General features: G+C 55.7%; 19 protein-coding genes. 2 read left to right on the forward strand and 17 right to left on the reverse strand.

Annotation, left to right across the window (positions count from 1 at the left end; genetic code table 11):
* Positions 1-241 precede the first annotated feature (241 nt).
* The 4 genes from tkt to yneA all read right to left on the reverse strand — a co-directional run bounded on the left by tkt (position 242) and on the right by yneA (position 3,687).
* Positions 242-2,248, reverse strand: a complete 2,007-nt coding sequence (gene tkt, locus B9L19_RS11795) for a transketolase (RefSeq protein ID WP_047753324.1) — start codon at positions 2,246-2,248, stop codon at positions 242-244.
* A gap of 100 nt (positions 2,249-2,348) precedes the next feature.
* On the reverse strand, positions 2,349-2,579 hold the full coding sequence (locus B9L19_RS11800) for a DUF896 domain-containing protein (RefSeq protein ID WP_025951170.1): 231 nt from the start codon (positions 2,577-2,579) through the stop codon (positions 2,349-2,351).
* Between the two features lie 129 nt (positions 2,580-2,708).
* Positions 2,709-3,362: a YneB family resolvase-like protein gene (locus tag B9L19_RS11805; protein WP_025951169.1), complete on the reverse strand. Its 654-nt coding sequence runs from the start codon at positions 3,360-3,362 to the stop codon at positions 2,709-2,711.
* Positions 3,363-3,381: 19 nt separating this feature from the next.
* Positions 3,382-3,687 carry a cell division suppressor protein YneA gene (gene yneA, locus B9L19_RS11810; RefSeq protein ID WP_025951168.1) on the reverse strand — a complete coding sequence of 102 codons (306 nt, stop codon included), beginning with the start codon at positions 3,685-3,687 and terminating at the stop codon, positions 3,382-3,384.
* Positions 3,688-3,839: 152 nt separating this feature from the next.
* Here yneA and lexA point away from each other — a divergent pair, with 152 nt between their 5' ends.
* Positions 3,840-4,457: a transcriptional repressor LexA gene (lexA, locus tag B9L19_RS11815; protein ID WP_025951167.1), complete on the forward strand. Its 618-nt coding sequence runs from the start codon at positions 3,840-3,842 to the stop codon at positions 4,455-4,457.
* A gap of 64 nt (positions 4,458-4,521) precedes the next feature.
* On the opposite strand, the gene glnA is transcribed toward lexA, so the two are convergent.
* The 4 genes from glnA to hflX all read right to left on the reverse strand — a co-directional run bounded on the left by glnA (position 4,522) and on the right by hflX (position 8,906).
* Complete coding sequence (gene glnA, locus B9L19_RS11820) at positions 4,522-5,856, reverse strand: type I glutamate--ammonia ligase (protein WP_025951166.1); 1,335 nt, start codon at positions 5,854-5,856, stop codon at positions 4,522-4,524.
* Between the two features lie 39 nt (positions 5,857-5,895).
* A complete protein-coding gene (locus B9L19_RS11825; RefSeq protein WP_025951165.1) occupies positions 5,896-6,297 on the reverse strand; it encodes a MerR family transcriptional regulator in 402 nt (133 codons plus the stop codon).
* Between the two features lie 76 nt (positions 6,298-6,373).
* The gene (locus tag B9L19_RS11830) at positions 6,374-7,645 is read right to left on the reverse strand and encodes a methionine gamma-lyase family protein (protein ID WP_025951164.1); all 1,272 of its coding nucleotides are present in this window, start codon (positions 7,643-7,645) and stop codon (positions 6,374-6,376) included.
* Positions 7,646-7,658: 13 nt separating this feature from the next.
* Positions 7,659-8,906 carry a GTPase HflX gene (hflX, locus tag B9L19_RS11835; protein ID WP_089113949.1) on the reverse strand — a complete coding sequence of 416 codons (1,248 nt, stop codon included), beginning with the start codon at positions 8,904-8,906 and terminating at the stop codon, positions 7,659-7,661.
* Between the two features lie 160 nt (positions 8,907-9,066).
* On the opposite strand from hflX, the gene B9L19_RS11840 reads away from it, so the two are divergent.
* Positions 9,067-9,684: a trimeric intracellular cation channel family protein gene (locus tag B9L19_RS11840; RefSeq protein WP_047753326.1), complete on the forward strand. Its 618-nt coding sequence runs from the start codon at positions 9,067-9,069 to the stop codon at positions 9,682-9,684.
* A 132-nt stretch (positions 9,685-9,816) separates the two neighbouring features.
* Here B9L19_RS11840 and B9L19_RS11850 read toward each other — a convergent pair whose 3' ends face one another.
* The 9 genes from B9L19_RS11850 to spoVK form a co-directional block, all read right to left on the reverse strand.
* The gene (locus B9L19_RS11850) at positions 9,817-10,695 is read right to left on the reverse strand and encodes a DMT family transporter (protein ID WP_053915135.1); all 879 of its coding nucleotides are present in this window, start codon (positions 10,693-10,695) and stop codon (positions 9,817-9,819) included.
* A gap of 98 nt (positions 10,696-10,793) precedes the next feature.
* Positions 10,794-11,363: a Uma2 family endonuclease gene (locus B9L19_RS11855; protein ID WP_047753329.1), complete on the reverse strand. Its 570-nt coding sequence runs from the start codon at positions 11,361-11,363 to the stop codon at positions 10,794-10,796.
* 148 nt (positions 11,364-11,511) lie between these two features.
* Positions 11,512-12,663, reverse strand: a complete 1,152-nt coding sequence (locus B9L19_RS11860; protein ID WP_198527172.1) for a thiolase family protein — start codon at positions 12,661-12,663, stop codon at positions 11,512-11,514.
* A 151-nt stretch (positions 12,664-12,814) separates the two neighbouring features.
* Complete coding sequence (locus B9L19_RS11865; RefSeq protein WP_025951158.1) at positions 12,815-13,666, reverse strand: 3-hydroxyacyl-CoA dehydrogenase family protein; 852 nt, start codon at positions 13,664-13,666, stop codon at positions 12,815-12,817.
* A 14-nt stretch (positions 13,667-13,680) separates the two neighbouring features.
* Positions 13,681-15,300: a long-chain fatty acid--CoA ligase gene (locus B9L19_RS11870; RefSeq protein WP_047753330.1), complete on the reverse strand. Its 1,620-nt coding sequence runs from the start codon at positions 15,298-15,300 to the stop codon at positions 13,681-13,683.
* A gap of 3 nt (positions 15,301-15,303) precedes the next feature.
* Positions 15,304-16,377 carry a CaiB/BaiF CoA transferase family protein gene (locus B9L19_RS11875; protein WP_047753331.1) on the reverse strand — a complete coding sequence of 358 codons (1,074 nt, stop codon included), beginning with the start codon at positions 16,375-16,377 and terminating at the stop codon, positions 15,304-15,306.
* 14 nt (positions 16,378-16,391) lie between these two features.
* On the reverse strand, positions 16,392-17,537 hold the full coding sequence (locus B9L19_RS11880) for an acyl-CoA dehydrogenase family protein (RefSeq protein ID WP_047753332.1): 1,146 nt from the start codon (positions 17,535-17,537) through the stop codon (positions 16,392-16,394).
* Positions 17,538-17,562: 25 nt separating this feature from the next.
* Positions 17,563-19,137, reverse strand: a complete 1,575-nt coding sequence (locus B9L19_RS11885) for a fatty acid--CoA ligase (RefSeq protein WP_025951154.1) — start codon at positions 19,135-19,137, stop codon at positions 17,563-17,565.
* A gap of 260 nt (positions 19,138-19,397) precedes the next feature.
* A complete protein-coding gene (gene spoVK / locus B9L19_RS11890) occupies positions 19,398-20,330 on the reverse strand; it encodes a stage V sporulation protein K (protein WP_025951153.1) in 933 nt (310 codons plus the stop codon).
* Positions 20,331-20,595 lie beyond the last annotated feature (265 nt).

Consider the following 20,595-nt stretch of genomic DNA (forward strand, 5'->3'; position numbering starts at 1 on the left):
CATTTCTGTTCAATCTATTTTCTATTATAGAAAAGGAAAGGGGAAAAATATGTCTATTGACGGCAAGTTTTTTCACTAACATTGTCGATTTTTGTTTAAGACAGCCATGCGGCCGCAAACAGGCCAACACGCCATGAACAAGCCTTCGCCCTCGATTCAACCTCGAAAATACTTGACCAAGGCGCAGCCATCTTTCACAAAAACAAGCTGCCCCTGCAACAACGCAAGGGCAGCTTTCCGGTTACTTGCCGAGCAGCGCTTTTGTGCGGCGGACGACGTTGTCAACCGTAAAGCCATACTCAGCCATGATTTTCTCTCCCGGAGCGGAAGCACCGAATCGGTCGATGGCCAAAATGTCGCCCTCGGCGCCAACGTAGCGCTCCCAACCTAGCGACGCGCCCATTTCAATGGCGAGCCGCTTCGTCACGGCCGGCGGAAGCACTTCATCGCGGTACGATTTGGGCTGCGCTTCGAAGCGGTCCCACGATGGCATGCTGATGACGGAGACATGGATGCCCTCAGCGGCAAGCGCTTCTTGCGCTTTGACGGCCAGACCGACTTCCGAGCCAGTCGCCAACAACAGCGCCTCCGGAGCGCCGTTTTTCGCCGGTGAAACGACGTACGCACCTTTTTTCACGCCTTCATACGCCAACTCAGCTGTTGCCGCCAACGTCGGCACATCTTGACGCGTCAAGACGAGCGCAGTCGGCTTGTCCGTCGATTCGAGCGCCAGCCGCCATGCGGCCGCCGTTTCATTGGCATCAGCCGGTCGGATGACCGACAAGTTCGGCATCGCCCGAAGTGAAGCGAGATGTTCGATCGGCTCGTGCGTCGGGCCGTCTTCGCCGACGGCGATGCTGTCGTGCGTCAAGACGTAGATGACCGGCAAGCCCATCAGCGCCGCCAAGCGGATCGCCGGACGCAAATAGTCAGAGAACACGAAGAACGTGCCGCCGAACACTTTCAACCCGCCGTGAAGCACCATGCCGTTCAGCGCCGCCCCCATGGCAAATTCGCGCACGCCAAACCAAACGTTGCGCCCTTCGTAGCTGTCCGGCAAGAAGTTGCCGCCGCCTTTGATGAGCGTTTTATTCGAGCTTGCCAAGTCCGCCGAACCGCCAAACAATTGCGGCACCGCTTTGGCGATGGCGTTGATCACTTCCCCGGACGATGAGCGGGTCGCCAGGCTTTTGCCCGCTTCATACACCGGCAGCGCCGCCTCCCAGCCATCCGGAAGCTTCCCTTCAATCGCCCGCTTCAGCTCGGCGGCCAGCTCCGGATGCGCCCGTTCGTACGAGGCGAACTGTTCGTTCCATTCCGCTTCTTTTTTCGCACCGGCCTCTTGCACTGTTTCTCGGAAATGGGCATATACTTCTTCCGGTACATAAAAATCTTCAGCAAACGTCCAGCGGTACGCTTCCTTCGTCAGCTTCGCCTCTTGGGCGCCGAGCGGAGCGCCGTGGACGCCGGACGTGCCCGCTTTATTTGGCGCGCCATAGCCAATCGTTGTTTTGACTTCAATGAGCGTCGGCCGGTCAAGGTCCGCCCTCGCCTCCTCGAGCGCTTTGGCAATTTCTTCAATATTGTTGCCGTCCTCAACGCGCAAATATTGCCAACCGTACGCTTGGAAACGTTGGGCGACGTTTTCCGAGAACGACAGATTGAGCTCCCCGTCCAGCGAAATGTCGTTCGAGTCATACAGGACGATCAGACGACCGAGCTTCAAGTGGCCGGCGAGTGACGCCGCTTCGCTCGCCACGCCTTCCATCAAGTCGCCGTCGCCGCAAATGGCGTACGTATAATGGTTGATGATCTCAAACCCGTCGCGGTTGTATGTAGCCGCCAAATGCCGCTCCGCCATGGCCATGCCGACCGCCATCGCGATCCCTTGGCCGAGCGGTCCCGTCGTCGCTTCCACCCCCGGCGTGTGGCCGTATTCCGGATGCCCCGGCGTTTTGCTTCCCCATTGGCGGAACTGCTTCAAGTCATCCATCGTGACATCGTAGCCGCTTAAATGCAACAAGCTGTAAAGCAGCATCGATCCGTGTCCCGCTGACAAGACAAACCGGTCGCGGTTGAACCAGTTTGGATTCGCCGGGTTATGATTCATAAATTTCGTCCAAAGCGTGTACGCCATCGGCGCCGCGCCCATTGGCATGCCCGGGTGACCGGATTTCGCTTTTTCGATCGCGTCAATCGACAGCGTTCGAATCGTCGTAATCGCCAATTCCTCGATTGAATGCGCCATCGTCTTCCTCCCTTTCATCAACATGGTGTCATTTACTATCATATAGAAAATCGATCGGCTTGTACAACGTTATTTTCCGGGCCACCCCTCTTTCGACCGTTTAATGGAAGCGCCGCCGCTGGCTTTCCTTTAATTTTTTCGGCGTCACGTCATTGCCGTTCGGGTCGATGACGGTCACTGTATGGAGCATGTCGGTCATGGCCTTGCGGAACGCTTGAATGTATTCACGGCGAAGCTTCGCTTGCTCGAAGGCCTCTTCGGCCGACAAGCCGGACGTTTTCGCTTTTTTTGCCAGTTCATTGATGCGGGCTAATTTATGTTTGGCAAGCATTGATCATCTTCTCCTATCTGCCATATTCTCACTCTGTTCTATCTTATCTGATCAACCGGGAAGATGGCAACGATGGCATCTTGGCTTCCTTTGCCCGCTCGCCGCTTTAAGGTCAGGCGCAGTACACGATCAACGCCGCCTTTGTTGCTCGTCCATATATTCCTGGTAACGCCGATGGACGGTCGCCTTGGACACCTCGTAGCCGAAGCTTCGCATCGTCGCAGCGATATCGGCAAACGTCAGTCCGCGCTCGCGCAAGCGGACGATCTCCTCAACCGGCAGATCGATTCGATCGCGCCCGGCGTTTTCACCGCGGCGCCTCAAGTTTCGCTCCGGTCGGTAACCGCGGGCGATGGCTCGCTGCATGCCACGCTTAATTTTGGCGTTATGGATTTTTCTTTGGTACTCCTCGACAATCGCGATAATGGACAACACCATCTCATCGGCTTCCGACAGCGGCATTTCCCCTCGGTGGCTGGCGCTGTATATTTTCACCCCTTGCTTTTTCAAGCAGTGCAGCAACGCCATGCGCGCATGGCCGCGCCCAAGCCGCGTTTCATCTTGAATGAGCAGCACATCGACCTCGCCTTCCTCGCAAAGCGAAAGCAGCTCCAACACGCCGTCGCGGTCGGCTTCATAACCGCTCGCCTGCTCGGCGATCACGTTCACGACTTCAAATCCACACTCGGCCGCCAGCTGCTCGAGCTCATCTCGTTGCCTCGCGAGCGACGTTTCCTGTTCAGCTTTGTCCGTGCTGACGCGGCAGTAAATGACCGCCCTCATGGCCAATCCCTTCTTTCCATCACTGATTGACGGCCACCGAGCCGCCCTGCTTTGATTTTAACACAGGAATGACAATTTGTTCACCAGCGGCAAGACGCGGGCTCGGCAAATGGTTGACATCGACGACCCAGCGGATGAACTCATTAGGCGGCATATGGTGTTCCTGTTCGTACTGTTTTGCCAGCCCCCAAAGCGTATCGCCGGGAGCGACCGTGATCGTCACGTATTCTTTTTTATCGACCGGGTTGCTGGCGTAAACGAACCCTGCCAACACGAGCGCAAACAAAAATGAAAACAAAACGTAGTGCAGCAACGTTTTCCTCATTCCCTCCCACCCTTTCTAGAATATTTGTTCGCTTTCCTTCATTATAGCCAGGAACATTTGTTTGTGTCAATAAAGAACTCGAACTTATGTTTGTTTTTTCGTCTTCCGCATGGTATAATGAAGGCAAATGATGTGGCGAGAGGTGTGAAACCATGACGAAACTGTCAAAACGACAACAGCAAATTTTAGAATTTATTAAACAGGAAGTCAGAACGAAGGGGTATCCGCCGTCGGTGCGGGAAATTGGGGAAGCGGTTGGATTGGCGTCAAGCTCAACCGTTCATGGGCATCTCGCGCGCCTAGAAAGCAAAGGGTACATCCGCCGCGACCCGACGAAGCCGCGCGCCATTGAAATTTTGGACCCCGACATGGCGAAGGAAAAAGAGGAAACGATCTCTGTGCCGATCATCGGCAAGGTGACGGCCGGCCAGCCGATTACCGCAGTGGAAAACATCGAAGGCTACTTTCCGTTGCCGAAGCGGCTCGCCTCAGGCGAAGAACAGCTGTTTATGCTTGAAGTGATGGGCGACAGCATGATCGAAGCCGGCATTCTCGACGGCGACTACGTCATCGTCCGCCAGCAGTCATCGGCCAACAACGGCGACATCGTCGTCGCCATGACGGAAGACAACGAGGCGACGGTGAAGCGATTTTTCAAAGAAAAAGACCACATCCGCCTGCAGCCGGAAAACGCCCATCTTGAGCCGATCATCGTCCGCGACTGCACGATTCTCGGCAAAGTGATCGGCGTCTATCGCCTGTTCGACTAAGAGTCCGATCGGGACGCGCACCATAACAAAAGCTGCCCGAAAAACAGGGCAGCTTTTTTATGCATCAGTAAAGTTCCAAATATTGATCCAATTCCCATTGATGGACCGTTGTCCGGTACATATCCCACTCGATTTCCTTGGCTTCGACGAAATGCTCGAATAAATGTTTGCCGAGCGCGTGAATCATCACCTCATCGGACTTCAAGTTTTCCAACGCTTCATAGAGCGTTGCCGGCAAATCGACAATGCCTTCTTCGAGCCGTTCTTCTTTCGTCATGACGTAAATGTTTCGATCCACTGGCGCCGGAGGAGTGAGCTTGTTGCGAATGCCGTCAAGCCCCGCAGCAAGGAGGACTGCCATCGCCAAATACGGGTTGGCCGACGGGTCGACGCTGCGCACTTCGATGCGCGTGCTCATGCCGCGCGAAGCGGGAATGCGGATGAGCGGGCTGCGGTTGCGCGCCGACCAAGCGACGTAGCACGGCGCTTCATAGCCTGGAACAAGCCGCTTGTACGAGTTGACGGTCGGGTTCGTCACCGCCGTAAAGTTCGGCGCATGCTTCAGCACGCCGGCGATAAACTGCCGCGCCGTATCGCTCAACTGCAAGTCGCCGTTTGGGTCGAAAAAGGCGTTTTCACCGTTGCGGAATAGCGACAGGTTGCAATGCATTCCTGAACCGTTAATCCCAAAAATCGGCTTTGGCATAAAGGTCGCATGCAATCCGTGTTTGCGGGCGATCGTTTTGACGACGAGCTTAAACGTTTGAATGTCGTCGCACGCTTTAATGGCATGGGCGTATTTAAAATCGATCTCATGCTGGCCCGGGGCGACTTCGTGATGGGACGCTTCGATTTCAAACCCCATTTCCTCAAGCTCGAGCACAATGTCGCGCCGGCAGTTTTCCCCAAGGTCCGTCGGCGCCAAATCGAAATAGCCGCCGCGGTCGTTCAGCTCCATCGTCGGGTGTCCTTTTTCGTCAAGCTTGAAGAGGAAGAATTCCGGCTCAGCTCCTAAGTTAAAGGCGTTAAAACCAAGCGCCTCCATCTCTTTCAGCACCCGCTTCAAGTTATAGCGCGGGCAACCTTCAAACGGCGTGCCGTCCGGGTTGTAAATGTCGCAGATAAAGCGGGCGACTTTCCCTTTTTCTGCGGTCCACGGGAAAATGACGAACGTATCCAAGTCCGGATACAAATACATATCCGACTCTTCAATGCGGACAAATCCTTCGATCGACGACCCGTCAAACATAATTTTGTTGTTAAGCGCTTTCTCCAGCTGACTGATCGGAATTTCGACGTTTTTGATCGTGCCCAAAATATCGGTGAATTGCAGGCGGATGTACTTGACATTTTCCTCTTTGACGATGTGCAGAATGTCGTCACGCGTATATTTTGCCATGTCCAAACTCCTCCCCGGCTCGGAAATCATGTTCCGTCATTAATGAAAGAAGCGAGCGAGATCTCCTTGGCGAAGCGATGCGCGCTGGAACCGCCCGGCCTGCAGCAATTCATTCCGCAAGATTTCGCGCAGTTCTTCGTCCGACAGCCTCGGTTTTCCTACTTTTTCGACTTTCTCCGCCTGCTGGTGGCGCCCTTCCTCCCGCGCGGCAAAAATTTGCTTAATGCCCGCCAAGTTGACGCCTTGGTCGATCAAATCTTTAATCTCGAGCAAGCGGTCAATGTCATTGAGCGAAAACAGCCGCCGGTTGCCTTCCGTGCGCGCTGGCGAAACGAGGCCGTGCTCTTCATAATAGCGGATTTGCCGAGCCGACAAATCGGTCAGCTGCATCACAATCCCAATCGGAAACAATGGCATGGAACGACGAATTTGGCTGCTCATGCCAATTCCTCCTCGCTTTTGATACCTTTATTTTACCATAATGTTAGGAAATGAGTCAATGAAACGTGACGTTTCCTTACAAACAAATCAACCGCTGTTCAAGCAAACGCTGAATGGCGGAACAGACGGCGATTTTCACATGCGAATACGTCAACCCGCCTTGCACATACACGATATATGGGGGGCGCAACGGCCCGTCGGCCGTCAACTCAATGCTTGCCCCTTGGACGAACGTGCCGGCGGCCATGATCACTTTGTCTTCATAGCCGGGCATGTCGCTCGGATATGGAGTGAAATGAGCGTTGACCGGGGAGGAAGCCTGAATCGCTTGGCAAAACGCCACCATTTGTTCCGGATCGTCAAAACGGACGGACTGAACCAAATCCGTGCGCTTCGCCTTCCACGATGGCGAGGTTTTGAGTCCAATCCGCTCGAGCATCGCCGCCGTAAAAACCGCCCCCTTGAGCGCCTGGCCCACGATGTGCGGCGCAAGAAAAAAGCCTTGATACATATCCGGCAAGCTGTAAAGCGACGGACCGACTTCCGCTCCAATGCCCGGCGAGGTCATCCGATAGGCGCACGCCTCCACATATTCCCGCTTGCCGACAATATAGCCGCCCGTTTTCGCCAATCCCCCGCCCGGGTTTTTAATGAGCGAGCCGGCCATCAAATCGGCGCCGACATGACATGGCTCTTTCTCCTCGACGAATTCGCCGTAGCAATTGTCGACAAACACGACAACATCCGGTTTGATCGACTTGACGAATGCAATCATGTCGCCGATCTCTTCGACAGTAAACGACGGCCGATCCGCATAGCCGCGCGAACGTTGAATACCGATCATTTTCGTCCGCTCATGGATCGCTTCGCGAACGGCCGCAAAATCGACCATCCCTTCCGCTGTAAGCGGCACGCTGCGATAACGAATGCCAAACTCTTTCAGCGAGCCGACGCCGCGGCCGCGGACGCCGACGATTTCCTCAAGCGTATCGTACGGAGCGCCCGTGATGTAAAGCAATTCATCACCCGGGCGCAACACGCCAAACAGCGCGATCGCAATCGCGTGCGTGCCGGAAATGATTTGCGGGCGCACAAGCCCCGCTTCCGCTCCAAACACATCAGCGAAAATGCGATCGAGCGTATCGCGGCCCGCATCGTCATACCCATAACCGGTTGACGGGATGAAGTGGGCATCGCTCACTTGATGGCGACGGAAGCTCTCAAGCACGCGGTATTGGTTGACGTCGACCAGTTCATCGATGCGGCGGTGAATCGGCGCGATTTGTGCTTCGATTTCCTCGATGAGAAGAGCGATGGTTTCTCCGTGTCTCCACTGTGTCCAAAACATAGATGAACCCTTTCTACCGTTGGAATGATTGCAGCTCCCCATACAAGGGGTGCGTCGGCAGCACGTACCCTTGGCAGTCGTACGTGCCTCCCTGTTCATTATAATGCCATTCGTGCAAAATGGTGTCCGATTTTAACCGAGCGAGCAATTTTCCTTCACCGCTTGGGATCGACACGTCGTAACGGGCCATTTGCCGTTTCACCGCCTCTTCAAGAAAACAGCGGAGCCGGTCAATGTCGGCGGCGGAAAGCGCGCTGATCATGATGGAAGCAGTCGTTGTCGGAATGAATTCCGACGCTTTTTGATCGCTTTTATTGTACACCGTGACCATCGGAATGGAAGAAGCCCCTAATTCAGCGAGCAGCCGCGACACCGTTCGCTCGTGCGCAACGTAATCCGGATGAGACGAATCGACGACGTGAAGCAATAGATCGGCTTCCGTCACTTCCTCGAGCGTCGAGCGGAACGCGGCGACAAGCGCCGTCGGCAAGTCTTGAATGAACCCGACCGTATCGGTGACAAGCACCGTGTAGCCGCACGGCAAGACACATTTGCGCGTCAACGGATCGAGTGTGGCAAACAACAAGTTTTCTTCCAATGAATCAGCGGCGGTCAGCCGGTTGAAAATCGTTGACTTGCCAGCGTTCGTATAGCCGACGAGCGCCACTTGAAACGCTTGGTTTTTTTGCCGGCGCTCGCGGTACCGCCCGCGGTGCTCGGCGACGCGCCGCAGTTCCGCTTTAATGTCATCAATACGGCGGCGAATATGGCGGCGGTCGGTCTCGAGCTTCGTCTCCCCCGGGCCACGCGTGCCAATGCCGCCACCCAAGCGAGACAGCGCCTCCCCTTGGCCGCTAAGGCGCGGCAGCATATACTCCAGCTGGGCGAGCTCGACTTGCAGCTTTCCTTCTTTTGAACGGGCGCGCTGGGCAAAAATATCTAAAATGAGCTGTGTTCGGTCAATCACTTTCACATCGCCAAGCATTCTTGTCAAATTGCGCGCCTGGCTTGGAGAAAGCTCGCTGTTGAAAACGACAAGATCCGGCTCGAGCTCCTTCACAAGGGCGGCGAGCTCTTCCGTTTTTCCTTTGCCGATATAGGTCGCCGGATGCGGCGCTTCGCGTTTTTGCGTCAATTCTGCCGCAACCTCGCCGTTCGCCGTCGCAACGAGCGAAGCGAGCTCTTCCATCGAATAGCGAAACCGTTCATCATCGACACCAGCGAGCTGGCAACCGACAAGGATCGCTTGTTCACGACTCATGGCATCCCCCTTCCTTTCCCTCGCGGCGAACATGTTCTCTACGTTCATGATACCAAATCCCATCGTCGGTCTGCTAGTTCGTTCCAAAAAAATGATTGATTTTCCGCCGCTTTTGCCTCTACAATGATACAAGAACAACGCACGGAAAGGAACAGCAAGAATGACCTGGGAAGTATTGAGCATCATCGGCACGATCGCCTTTGCCATTAGCGGGGCGATCGTCGCGATGGAAGAGGAGTACGATTTGCTTGGGGTGTACATTTTAGGGATTGTCACCGCTTTTGGCGGCGGGGCGGTGCGCAATTTGCTGATCGGGGTTCCCGTGTCGGCGTTATGGGAACAGCAGCCGCTCTTTCTTGTCGCTTTGGCGGCCATGACAGTTGTGTATTTGTTCCCAAAGCAAATGCTGCCGCCGTGGAAGCGGTGGGGCAACTTTTTTGACGCCCTTGGGTTATCGGCGTTCGCCATCCAAGGGGCGCTGTATGCCGTCAACATGGGTCATCCGTTAAGCGCAGTGATCGTCGCGGCTGTGTTGACCGGCAGCGGTGGCGGCATGATCCGTGACGTGTTGGCGGGAAGAAAGCCGCTCGTGTTGCGCGCAGAAATTTATGCCGCCTGGGCCATTCTCGCCGGCCTCGCCATTGGGCTGAAATGGGCCGAATCGCCCATGGAGCTGTATGTGTTGTTGATTGTCGTCACCGCCCTCCGCATTTTGTCGTACACATACGGTTGGAAGCTGCCGCGGCGGGCGGTTGGAGAAAAAGTGGGCGAGCCATGATAAAACGGCAAAAACAACATCTACTCATTGATTCGTACGAAAAGATAGACGGCTCCTCGCTTTTATATAGATGCCATTTAAAGCTTTACCATTTTTCTTTTTTACCGGTCATTTCATTTGCCGCCGCATTCCTTACGCACTTTGCTCGCTTCGCACCGCCACGGCCACGCCGGCAACAATGAGCGCCCCGCCGAGCCAAAACGAGGCAGCGAGCTCCTCATGCAACAGAAGCCAGCCAAAGAACGAGCCGACGAGCGGCTGGAAAAAGAAAAAGAGCGAGCCGATGCCGGCGTCGATCATTTCCATCCCTTTGTTCCAAAGAAAAAATGCCCCCGCTGTCGATACGACACCAAGATACAACACTCCAAGGGCGACGGGAACGCTCCAATGGCTCGCGGCAAGCCCCGGCCCTTCGGCAAGCATCATCGGCGTCATGCCGATAAACGCAGTGAAAATAGCGTACATGGTGATCGAAAGCACGGACAGGCGGGCCGAAGCGATTTTCACAAGCACCGACAACAGCGCCCAAGTGACCGCCGCACCGACTAAAGCCATATTTCCGGCAAGCGTCGATTCCCCGCCGCCTCCAAGTCCAACGATGACAATCACCCCGGATGTCGCCAACAGGAGTGCACTTGTCTTTCGCCATGTGAGCGCCTCACCAAGCAGCCAGCGGGCAAACAAAACGACAAACGCCGGTGTCGAGGCGGTAATGAGTGAAGCGGTATGGGCGTTCGACCATTTCGTGCCGACAAACTGCAGCGAAATGGAAACGATGTAGCCGATGATTCCGATTGCGATGACCATCCCCCAGTCGCGCCCGCTCTTTGGAGGACGCTCCCGTTTCGCCGCGGCGATCGCGGCAAGCACGATTAAGGCAATGGCATAACGAAGCCAGACAAGCGTAAACGGCGGAATGTAGTCCAACACGTATTTGCTCACGACGTACATCCCGCCCCAAATGCCAGCGGCAAGAGATAAATAGAAGGAAGCGAGAACAGGTTGTTTCATGGCATCGATCCCCTATGCGTTCTTCTTTCTGCTGCTGACGCCAAAAGCAAAGCCGTTATTTTCAGAGATAACAGCCAAACAAGGCGGTTCTCCATCAGCTAGACATCGCTTTCTTCCGGAGGAAACACGGGGGCGAGCGAAACCGTCAAATCCGGTTGCCAAAACGAAACCAGCTCATCGCTTGGCCCGAAAACCGCTCGCTGTTGAAATCGTCCATCTTGCCAGCTGAGCACTTCGATCGTTCGATTGCTGGGGTCTACCATCCAATATTCATGCACACCATATTTTTCGTATAAATAGTATTTCTGGTTTCGATCGCGCAGGGCGGTGCTTGGTGACAGCACTTCCACAACGAGATCGGGAGCCCCTTTCATTCGCCGATTCCCGATTTGCTCACCCCGACAAACGACTGATAAATCCGGCTGAACAACCGTTTTCGCCATCCGTTCCGGCTCCTCAGGATCAAGCTGAACATCAAACGGGGCAAGAATGACATGACAGCCACGCGCCTGAAAATGCGAAGCCAATGCAAGGTGCAGTTGTCCGACCACATACTGGTGCTCAAACGACGGAGACGCCAATAAATAGGGAACGCCATCGATCAGTTCCCAATTCCCTTCCCAATGTTGAATGTCGCCATACGTGTAAAACGGCTTCTCCTTCTGCACTGTGCTTGCGCTCCTCCTTTCACTTGCTTTTCTTTCATCTTATCACAATGTTCCAGCTCCATGGCATATTTTTATTTTCAAAGAGAAAACAGCGGCCGCCACCGCTGTCGAGTGTGTGTCAAACAAATGTTTTTTCCACGCGTTGCTCTTACTCCCGCTCGATGATCGTGGCCGTCGCCATCCCGTGGCCGATGCAAATCGTCAATAGCCCATAGCGGCCGCCGCGCCGTTCCAGTTCATGAACAAGCGACGTCATGAGCTTCGCACCGGTGGCGCCGAGCGGATGGCCAAGCGCAATGGCGCCGCCGTTGACATTCACCTTCTCAAGCGAAGCGCCGATTTCTTTTTGCCAGGCGAGTACGACCGGGGCGAACGCTTCGTTGATTTCAATGAGGTCGATGTCATCGATCGAGAGGCCGGCTTTTTTCAACACTTGCCTCGTCGCCGGAATGACGCCATCAAGCATGTACGTCGGATCGGAGCCGACGACCGTTTGCGCGACAATGCGCGCTTTCGGCGTGAGCCCAAGCCGCCTCGCCGCCTCCCGTTCCATCAAAAGCACAGCGGCCGCCCCGTCGCTCATTTGGCTCGCATTGCCCGCGGTGATGACGCCGTCTTCTTGAAACACCGGCTTGAGCGCGGCGAGCGCTTCTAGCGATGTATCGGCCCGCGGCCCTTCGTCAAGGGCGACGAGGATCTCACGCCCATCGCGGTCAAGCCCTTTCACCGGGACGATTTCCGCGCGAAACTTCCCTTCGCGCAAGGCCGCCAAGGCGCGCTGATGGCTTTCGTACGCGTAGGCGTCGAGCTCCGCGCGCGTCAGGCCGTATTTTTTGGCGATCCGCTCAGCCGAGACGCCCTGGTGAATGAATTCGTATTTTTCATGAAGCGACGGCGGAATCGTCCGCTCGTTGCCATCGCTTAAAATCGGCACCTTCGTCATGCTTTCGACTCCGGCGGCGATCGTGACATCCATATCGCCGGAGCGGATTTCTTGGGCGGCGAAATGGATCGCCTGCTGCCCCGAGCCGCACATTCGGTTGATTTGCACGGCCGGCACTTCGATCGGGAATCCGGCCTCAAGCGCCGCCAGCCGGCCGATGTTGTACCCTTGTTCGGCGACCGGCGTCACGCAACCCATGACAATGTCTTCGACCATCCGCTTTTCAATGCCTGCCCGGCGCACGACTTCATCGAGCACGACCGCGGCGAGATGCACCGGATGAACGTCCCGGAAGACGCCGTTCCGCTTGCCGACCGGCGTCCTGACCGCTTCGACAATGACTGCTTCACGCACCATTTTCTCCCCCTTGTTGTTTTTGCCATCACCATGCCTTGACAGTGCAAACCGCACCTTTTATCCCAATGGCGCCCGCCGACCGACAAGCCGCGGGCGCTGCCAAATTGGCGCGTTTCTGCTCTCCTGATTCTTCCTGTGAAGAGGCGCTTGTTCATTTTGTATACGTGTAAAACCCTTTCCCCGTCTTCCGTCCTAAATGCCCGGCTTCGACGAGCTTGCGCAAAAGCTGCGGCGCCCGGAACCGGTCCCCGTATGCTTCCGTCATGTTTTCACTCACAAACAGAAGCGTATCAAGCCCGACCATGTCGGCGAGCTCAAAGGGACCCATCGGGTAATTGAGCCCAAGGCGCACCGCTTTATCGATGTCTTCCACAGAGGCTACTCCCTCTTCGTACATGCGGATGCACTCGATCATATGAGCGGCGATCGCTCTTGTCGTCACAAACCCTTGCCGGTCTTTCACGACGACCGTTTCTTTGCCAAGCTCCACAGACAGCCGACGGATGGCGTCGACTGTGTCGTCAGAAGTCGTCTCACCTTTCACAATTTCGATCAACTTCATCACTGGCGCCGGATTGAACCAATGCATGCCGATGACGTTTTCCGGCCGCTTCGTCGCGGCGGCAAGCGCCGTGACGCTCAGCTCGGATGTGTTGGTCGCTAAAATGGCGTCCGGCTTCGCCAATTGATCAAGCTGCTGAAACACGTCTTTTTTCAGCGCCAAGTTTTCCGGCACGGCTTCGATGACAACATCCGCCCTGCGCACCGCTTCGGCCAAATCGACGGTCGAGCGGATGCGCCCAAGCGCCGCCGCTGCCTCCGACTCGGACAGCCCGCCGGTTTTGACAAAGCGGCGCAAGCTTTTTTCCGCCGAAGCGAGCCCATTTTGCAAGGCCGCTTCGGACACGTCATATAAATACACCGTTTTTCCCGCCATCGCCGCCGTTTGCGCGATGCCGCTTCCCATCACCCCGGCGCCGATGACCGCAATCGTTTCGGCCACGGTGTCCGCCTCCTTTACTCCGTTGCCGCGTCGGCATAGCGCGCCGCCATCTCATCGCGCAACTTCCGCTTCAAAAACTTGCCGACGCTCGTTTTCGGAATTTCATCGAGAAACACAATGTCATCCGGCAGCCACCATTTCGTAAATTGCGGGCGCAAAAAGTCATACAGCTCTTCTTTTGTCACGCTTTTGCCTTCTTTCAGCACGACGCAGGCAATCGGCCGCTCTTGCCATTTCGGATGCGGCACAGCGACGACCGCCGCTTCGAACACCGCCTCATGGGCCATGAGCGCGTTTTCCAAATCAACCGATGAAATCCATTCGCCGCCGCTTTTAATGACATCCTTCGTCCGGTCGACAATTTTCACAAACCCTTCTTCGTCCACGGTGACGACATCGCCGGTATGGAGCCAGCCATCGCGAAATGCTTCGTTCGTTCTCTCATCGTTGTAATATTCGGCCGCAATCCACGGACCGCGCAAGCAAAGCTCGCCCATTTCCTGGCCGTCCCAGCGAACCGGGCCGTTTTGGCCGATCACTTTCATCTCAAGCCCTGGCGCAAGCAGCCCTTGCTTGGCGCGAATATCCAGTTTCTCCTCGTACGACAGCCCGTCTTGATAGCTTTTCGGGCGCGAGACGAGCACCAGCGGACTCGTTTCGGTCATGCCGTACGCGTGAATGAACGGAATGCCGTATTTTTCTTCAAACGCGCGGATGATTCCTTTCGGCGCAGCTGAACCGCCGCAAATGACGCGCGTTAAGCTGCTGACATCGTAGTTCCCTTTCTCCAATTCTTGCAACAGCCCGAGCCAAATCGTTGGCACGCCAGCGGTGATCGTCACCCGTTCGGCGTCAATCAGCTCGGCAAGCACTTTCGGCGTAAACGCCGAACCCGGCATGACGATCGTCGAACCGAACCAAGTAGCGGCAAACGGGAGCCCCCACGCGTTGACATGGAACATCGGTACGACCGGCATGACGACATCGCGCTCGCACAGCCCTTGCGTATCAGCCAGCCCTAACGCCATCGCGTGCAAGACGGTGCTGCGGTGCGTATACACAACCCCTTTTGGATTTCCCGTTGTCGCCGACGTATAACACATACCAGCCGGTTGGTATTCATCGAGGTCTTTCAAGAACGGAAACGCTGGGTCGCCCTCGGCAAGCAGTTTCTCGTAATGGTACACCGGCGAAAGCTTCGTTTCCGGCAGCTCGTCGGCATCGGTCATGACGATGAAAGCACGTACATTCGGGATCTCGTCCTTGATCACTTCAATTGCCGGCAGCAAATCATCATCGATCAGCAGCACACGGTCATCGGCATGGTTGATGATGTAAGCGATATGCTGCGGCGAAAGGCGGATGTTGATCGTATGGAGCACCGCCCCGATGCCGGGAATGGCAAAATACGCTTCCAAATGGCGGTGATGATTCCAAGCGAACGTGCCAACGCGGTCGCCGACTTCCACCCCGATCCGCTTCAACACGCTTGACAGCCTGCGTGTCCGCTCGCCGATCTCCTTATATGTATGGCGGACGATGCCGCCTTTCATGCGGGAGATGACTTGTTTTTTCGGAAAAAACATTTCCGCCCGCTCGAGCATCATCGAAATGTTCAACGGTGTTTTCATCATCGGTTATTCCTCCCCCTTCAACAAATAAGCATGTTCATTGACCTTAGGCGGCGCTTCGACGTCCCACCGGCCATCCGGCCCATGCGCAGCCGTCCACACGCCATCCGGCTGCATCGCGACAAGGCGGCGAACTTGGCCGCCGGCAAACAGCCGCTTCGCTTCATCCGCTTCAAGCACCGGGGCGAGGCAAGCGTCCACCGTTTCCGCGAAGGCGCTCCATTCAGAAAGCGTTTTTTCGCGAAACAAAGCGACAAGTCCATCATACACCTCCTCTCCCGGCCGCGCCGGCGCCCATTGCGCCTCCGTCCATTCCGGATGGCCGACCGCCTCGCAAAACCGCCGCCAAAAGTGCGGCTCGAGCGCCGCTAAACTCATATAACGGCCGTCTTTTGTCTCATACAGCTGGTAGCACACCACCTCCCCAGACAACTCGGAAAGACCGGTCTTCGGCCCACCGCCGTGTTCAATGGCAAAATGGCCAGCCATCATCGCTGTCAACCCATCGACAAGCGAAACATCAAGATGGGCGCCTTTGCCGGTTCGCTCGCGTGCAAAGAGGGCAGCCAAAATGCGCTCGGCCGCCGCCATGCCGCCGATAAAATCGGCAAGCGTCACTTTCGGATGAACCGGGCGGCCGCGTTCATCGGCCAGCTGCGCCAATAAGCCGGAGAGCGCCATATAGTTTAAATCATGGCTGCCAAGCAATGAGCGGCCGCTTTGTTGACCGAAGCCGCTGATCGAGCAATAGATGATTTGTTCGTTCATGCGGCACATATCGTCATAACCGAGCCCAAGCCGCGCCATCACTCCCGGGCGGAAGCTTTCGATCACCACATCGGCGCGGGCGGCGAGCCGCCGGGCTTGCTCGCGTCCCGCCTCCGTCTTTAAATCAAGAGCGACGCTTTGTTTACCGACGTTATAGGCGGCAAACAACCGGCCCTCGGCGAACGGGCGCAGCCGGTCGCCGGATGGGGGCTCAATTTTGATGACTTCCGCTCCTAGTTGGGCGAGACGCCAGCTCGCAAACGGGCCGGGCAAGTAATGGGAAAAATCAACGACTACAATGCCATGAAGCATATCTTTCCCTCTCTCTACAAATCTAGCTGCCGGGCGATGATTGTTTTCATCATCTCGTTCGTCCCAGCGTAAATGGCGCTTACGGGAATGTCGCGATAGCGCCGGGCGATCTCGTACTCCTCCATATAGCCGTAGCCGCCGTGCAGCTGCATCGCCTCGGCGGCGACGCGTTTCGCCATCTCGGTGATCCACCATTTCGCCATCGACACTTCCGTGACGATCTGTTTTCCCGCCATATGCTCCTCGATGACACGATCGACAAACGTGCGCCCGAGGGCGATGTCGGTCGCCATTTCGGCAAGGCGGAACTGAACGGTTTGAAACTCGCTCACCCGCCTGCCGAATGCGGACCGCTGTTTCACGTATTGTTTGGTCAAGGAGAACATCACTTCCGCCGCCGTTTGGGCGGCGATGGCGACAACGAGCCGCTCCTGCTGGAGCTTTTCCATCAAGTAGTAAAATCCTCTTCCTTCTTCGCCGAGCAAGTTATGCGCCGGCACTTTCGCATCGTGGAAAAACAGTTCGGCGGTATCTTGGGCGTGCAGCCCGACTTTCTCGAGCTTCCGACCGCGCGTAAACCCCGGCGTATCCCGCTCCACGACGAGCAGGCTGATGCCGCGGTGCGGCGGTTTCGCGTGCGGGTCGGTTTTGCAGGCGACGACGATCAAGTCGGCATGAATGCCGTTCGTGATAAACGTTTTTTGTCCGTTGACGATGTAGTAGTCACCGTCTTTTACTGCCGTTGTCGAAATGTTGGCCAAATCCGAACCCGCCCCCGGCTCGGTCATGGCGATCGCCGTGATGAGCTCGCCGGTGACGCATTTTGGCAGCCATTTTTGTTTTTGCTCCTCCGTTCCGTACGATGCAATATACGGCGTGACGATGTCGTTGTGCAAGCCGATGCCGACGAGGCTCGCTCCCACTTTTTCCAGTTCTTCATTGATGACGACCGAATAGGCAAAATCGGCGTTTAGACCCCCATACTTCTCATCGACCCACGGGCAAAGAAAGCCGTTCTCGCCCATCTTCGCCCAAAACGAACGCGGAATGATACCGCGCTTCTCCCAATCGTTATAATGCGGGTACGCTTCTTTTTCCAAAAACTTGCGAAACGCCGCGCGGAACATATGGTGCTCCTCACGCAAATAGCGAGCCGTCACCCGTTCATCCCTCTCTTCTGTTCGGTCACTTTTTCTCTGTTCCGCCCGCCGCCTGTTTTTTCAGCTGTTCGCGCAGCAAAAACTTTTGGATTTTCCCGCTCGCGTTGCGGGGCAGGGCATCAATGAAATAGTAGGCGCGCGGACGTTTGTATGGAGCGAGGCGGTCGCTCGTTTTGCAAAACTGCTCGAGCTCATCGGCGGTCAGGAGGTCATCTTTTTTGACGACGAAGGCGACGACTTTTTCGCCCCACAGCTCATCCGGCTCGCCGAGCACAGCGACATCAAGCACTTTCGGATGCTCGTACAACACGTCCTCGACTTCGCGCGGATAGACGTTTTCCCCGCCGCTGATCACCATGTCATCGACTCGGTCGGCGACATACAAGTAGCCGTCTTCATCAAGGTAGCCGAGATCGCCCGAATGATACCAGCCTTTGTACAACGCTTTTTCCGTCGCTTCCTCGCGCTTGTAGTAGCCGGCCATCATGCACGGCCCGCGCATCACAATTTCACCGACTTCATATGGCGGCAGCACATCATCTGGGTCGGACGGCCCGTCTTCACGCGCGCGGACGACGCGGATCTCATGGTTCAGGCAGGCGCGTCCAGCGGAACCGGCTTTTTTCAGCTGCTCGTCTTCCAGCAAAAACGTCACCGCCGGCCCCATCTCGGTCATGCCGTACGCTTGAATCAGCTCGATGCCGAGCCGCTCTTGGCACTGCCTGACAAGCGCTGGCGCCATCGGGGCGGCGCCGTATAGGCCGAGGCGAAGCGAAGATAAATCGTAACCGCTTACATTCTCCTGCAACATCATGTTCCACATCGTTGGGGCTCCGAATAGGATCGTAATCCGCTCCCGTTCGATCGTTTCCAAAACGTGCTTGGCGTCAAAATGGTGCAAAATGACGCTCGCCGCTCCGGCATGCACGCGCGGCAGCAAGCAGCAATGCAGCTCGGCGCAATGGAACAGCGGCGCTGCCGCCAGCCCGCGATCCGTCTCGCGGATGCGCATGACGCCATGGCAAATGACGCTTTGCTCGATCATGTCGCGGTGACGGTGCATCACTCCTTTTGGACGTCCCGTTGTGCCGCTTGTATACATAATGGCGTACAGATCAGTCTCTTCCACATGCACGCGCGGCGCTTCCTCTCCAGCCCGCGTGGCCTGCTCGTGAGCGTTTTTGGCAAACGGCGGCGGATCGCGGTCGATCGACCAAAATGACACGTGCGGGAAACGGCTGTGAATCGCGGCAAGTTCCGGTTCCACCGCCCGTTCAAACAACACGATTTTCGGCTCGGCATCCGTCAAAATATAGGCGATTTCTTCCGCCCTCAGCCGAAAGTTGATCGGATTGAACACGGCACCGATTTTGGCGCAAGCAAACAGAGCGGTTGCCAATTCAAACGTGTTGTACAGAACGGTCGAAACGCGATCTCCCTTGCGCACGCCAGCTTCCTGAAACGCATTTGCCCACCGGTTCACTTCCCTCTCCCATTCAGCATACGTATAGCGGCGTCCAGTCGTCACCTCGACGACCGCCTCCCGGTTTGGAAATTTTCGCGCTGTCTGGGAAAACATCTCCCCAATCGTCACATACAAGCGCCTTTCCCCCTTTTCTCCGAATGGACGCAGGGCGTGCAGATTCAATAGACAGATAATTCAGATAAATAGGTGTATGATGCCCTCGCTGTTTATGTATTCGCTCTTTTTGATCGCATTCCTCTTTTTTGCGGCACAAAAAAGATAAGGAAGACCTCTTTCTTTCGACAAGAAAAAGAAAGAGGCGCCTCCTTTGCTTTTTTATCATCTCGCGCCGAGAAGACCCCCACTTCTACGCGTGAGCGTAGGTGGGAGAGCGTTCAAGCATGAATCACGAAATCGCGGTCACGAATCGTCATCAGCTCTTTTTTGTCGTAGCGCCCTTCATGAAGAAGGCGGACCGCCTGCTTGCGGATCGCTTTTTCGATTAAGTTGCGCACATAGCGGCCGTTGCTGAACTTGAGGCGGCCGGTCGCTTCCAGCGTCCCTTCGAGATGAATGTACAGTTTCCGCTCCGCTTCCGGCGTCATTTCATACTCGCGTTCGCGCAGCATTTGCTTGGCGATTTGCACAAGCTCCTCGACGGTATAATCGGGAAACTCGATCGTGAGAGGAAAGCGCGACGGCAAGCCGGGATTTAGCGACAAAAAGTAGTCCATTTCTTTCGGATAGCCGGCCAAAATCACAACCAAGTCGTCGCAATAGTCTTCCATCCCTTTGACAAGCGTGTCAATCGCTTCTTTGCCGAAATCTTTTTCGCCCCCGCGGGCGAGCGAATACGCTTCATCGATGAACAAAATGCCGCCGCGCGCTTTTTTGATCAAATCGCGCGTTTTGCTCGCCGTATGCCCGATGTACTCTCCGACCAAATCGGCCCGCTCCGCCTCGATGAAATGCCCTTTGGACAGCACGTTCATCTCAAAAAACAGCTTGCCGAGCAAGCGCGCCACCGTCGTTTTGCCGGTGCCGGGATTGCCTTTGAAAATCATATGGAGCGCCTGGCGGTTGGCCTTTAAGCCGTTCTCCTTGCGCAGCCGGTTGATGTACAGCCAGGCGTAAATTTCCTTGATGATTTTTTTGACATGATCAAGGCCGATCAGTTGATCAAGCTCCTTTTGAATATGGCGGAGCGCCTGATGCTCTTCTCCATCGAGCCAGTCGTTTCGCTCTTCTTTTACTAAATGGTTGACCGTTTTGGAGTTCAACACGATGTTGATTTGCCCTTTCGCCTTGTTCATCGTCAATTCTGACAAGGGGCGTCACCTCGCTTCCCGTTTTCTGCCATCCGCACCGGTTCCGACTTGGCTTTTGACGCCTTGCCTTTTCGTTACCTAGTATACGTACGCCACCGCCGATCCGTGACAATCGCCCAAACAGAGAGCAGGTCGGCTATAGCGGAAAAAGTTTGTATATGTTTATTCACAAAAGCAGCGGTTTACGCATCTGAATTCAACTCGTCCCTCACTTCCCTTCGGGTGGCGCAGGAGCTTGTCGATCAAATAGCGGGCGCGGAAGGAA

The organism is Geobacillus thermocatenulatus, from assembly GCF_002217655.1.
Taxonomy (GTDB): domain Bacteria; phylum Bacillota; class Bacilli; order Bacillales; family Anoxybacillaceae; genus Geobacillus; species Geobacillus thermocatenulatus.

Excerpts from the sequence above, each read along its gene's own strand:
- tkt (WP_047753324.1), bottom strand. The coding sequence starts at position 2,248 with ATGGCGCATTCAATCGAGGAATTGGCGATTACGACGATTCGAACGCTG.
- B9L19_RS11800 (WP_025951170.1), bottom strand. The coding sequence starts at position 2,579 with ATGCTTGCCAAACATAAATTAGCCCGCATCAATGAACTGGCAAAAAAA.
- B9L19_RS11805 (WP_025951169.1), bottom strand. The coding sequence starts at position 3,362 with ATGAGGGCGGTCATTTACTGCCGCGTCAGCACGGACAAAGCTGAACAG.
- yneA (WP_025951168.1), bottom strand. The coding sequence starts at position 3,687 with ATGAGGAAAACGTTGCTGCACTACGTTTTGTTTTCATTTTTGTTTGCG.
- lexA (WP_025951167.1), top strand. The coding sequence starts at position 3,840 with ATGACGAAACTGTCAAAACGACAACAGCAAATTTTAGAATTTATTAAA.
- glnA (WP_025951166.1), bottom strand. The coding sequence starts at position 5,856 with ATGGCAAAATATACGCGTGACGACATTCTGCACATCGTCAAAGAGGAA.
- B9L19_RS11825 (WP_025951165.1), bottom strand. The coding sequence starts at position 6,297 with ATGAGCAGCCAAATTCGTCGTTCCATGCCATTGTTTCCGATTGGGATT.
- B9L19_RS11830 (WP_025951164.1), bottom strand. The coding sequence starts at position 7,645 with ATGTTTTGGACACAGTGGAGACACGGAGAAACCATCGCTCTTCTCATC.
- hflX (WP_089113949.1), bottom strand. The coding sequence starts at position 8,906 with ATGAGTCGTGAACAAGCGATCCTTGTCGGTTGCCAGCTCGCTGGTGTC.
- B9L19_RS11840 (WP_047753326.1), top strand. The coding sequence starts at position 9,067 with ATGACCTGGGAAGTATTGAGCATCATCGGCACGATCGCCTTTGCCATT.
- B9L19_RS11850 (WP_053915135.1), bottom strand. The coding sequence starts at position 10,695 with ATGAAACAACCTGTTCTCGCTTCCTTCTATTTATCTCTTGCCGCTGGC.
- B9L19_RS11860 (WP_198527172.1), bottom strand. The coding sequence starts at position 12,663 with ATGGTGCGTGAAGCAGTCATTGTCGAAGCGGTCAGGACGCCGGTCGGC.
- B9L19_RS11870 (WP_047753330.1), bottom strand. The coding sequence starts at position 15,300 with ATGATGAAAACACCGTTGAACATTTCGATGATGCTCGAGCGGGCGGAA.
- B9L19_RS11875 (WP_047753331.1), bottom strand. The coding sequence starts at position 16,377 with ATGCTTCATGGCATTGTAGTCGTTGATTTTTCCCATTACTTGCCCGGC.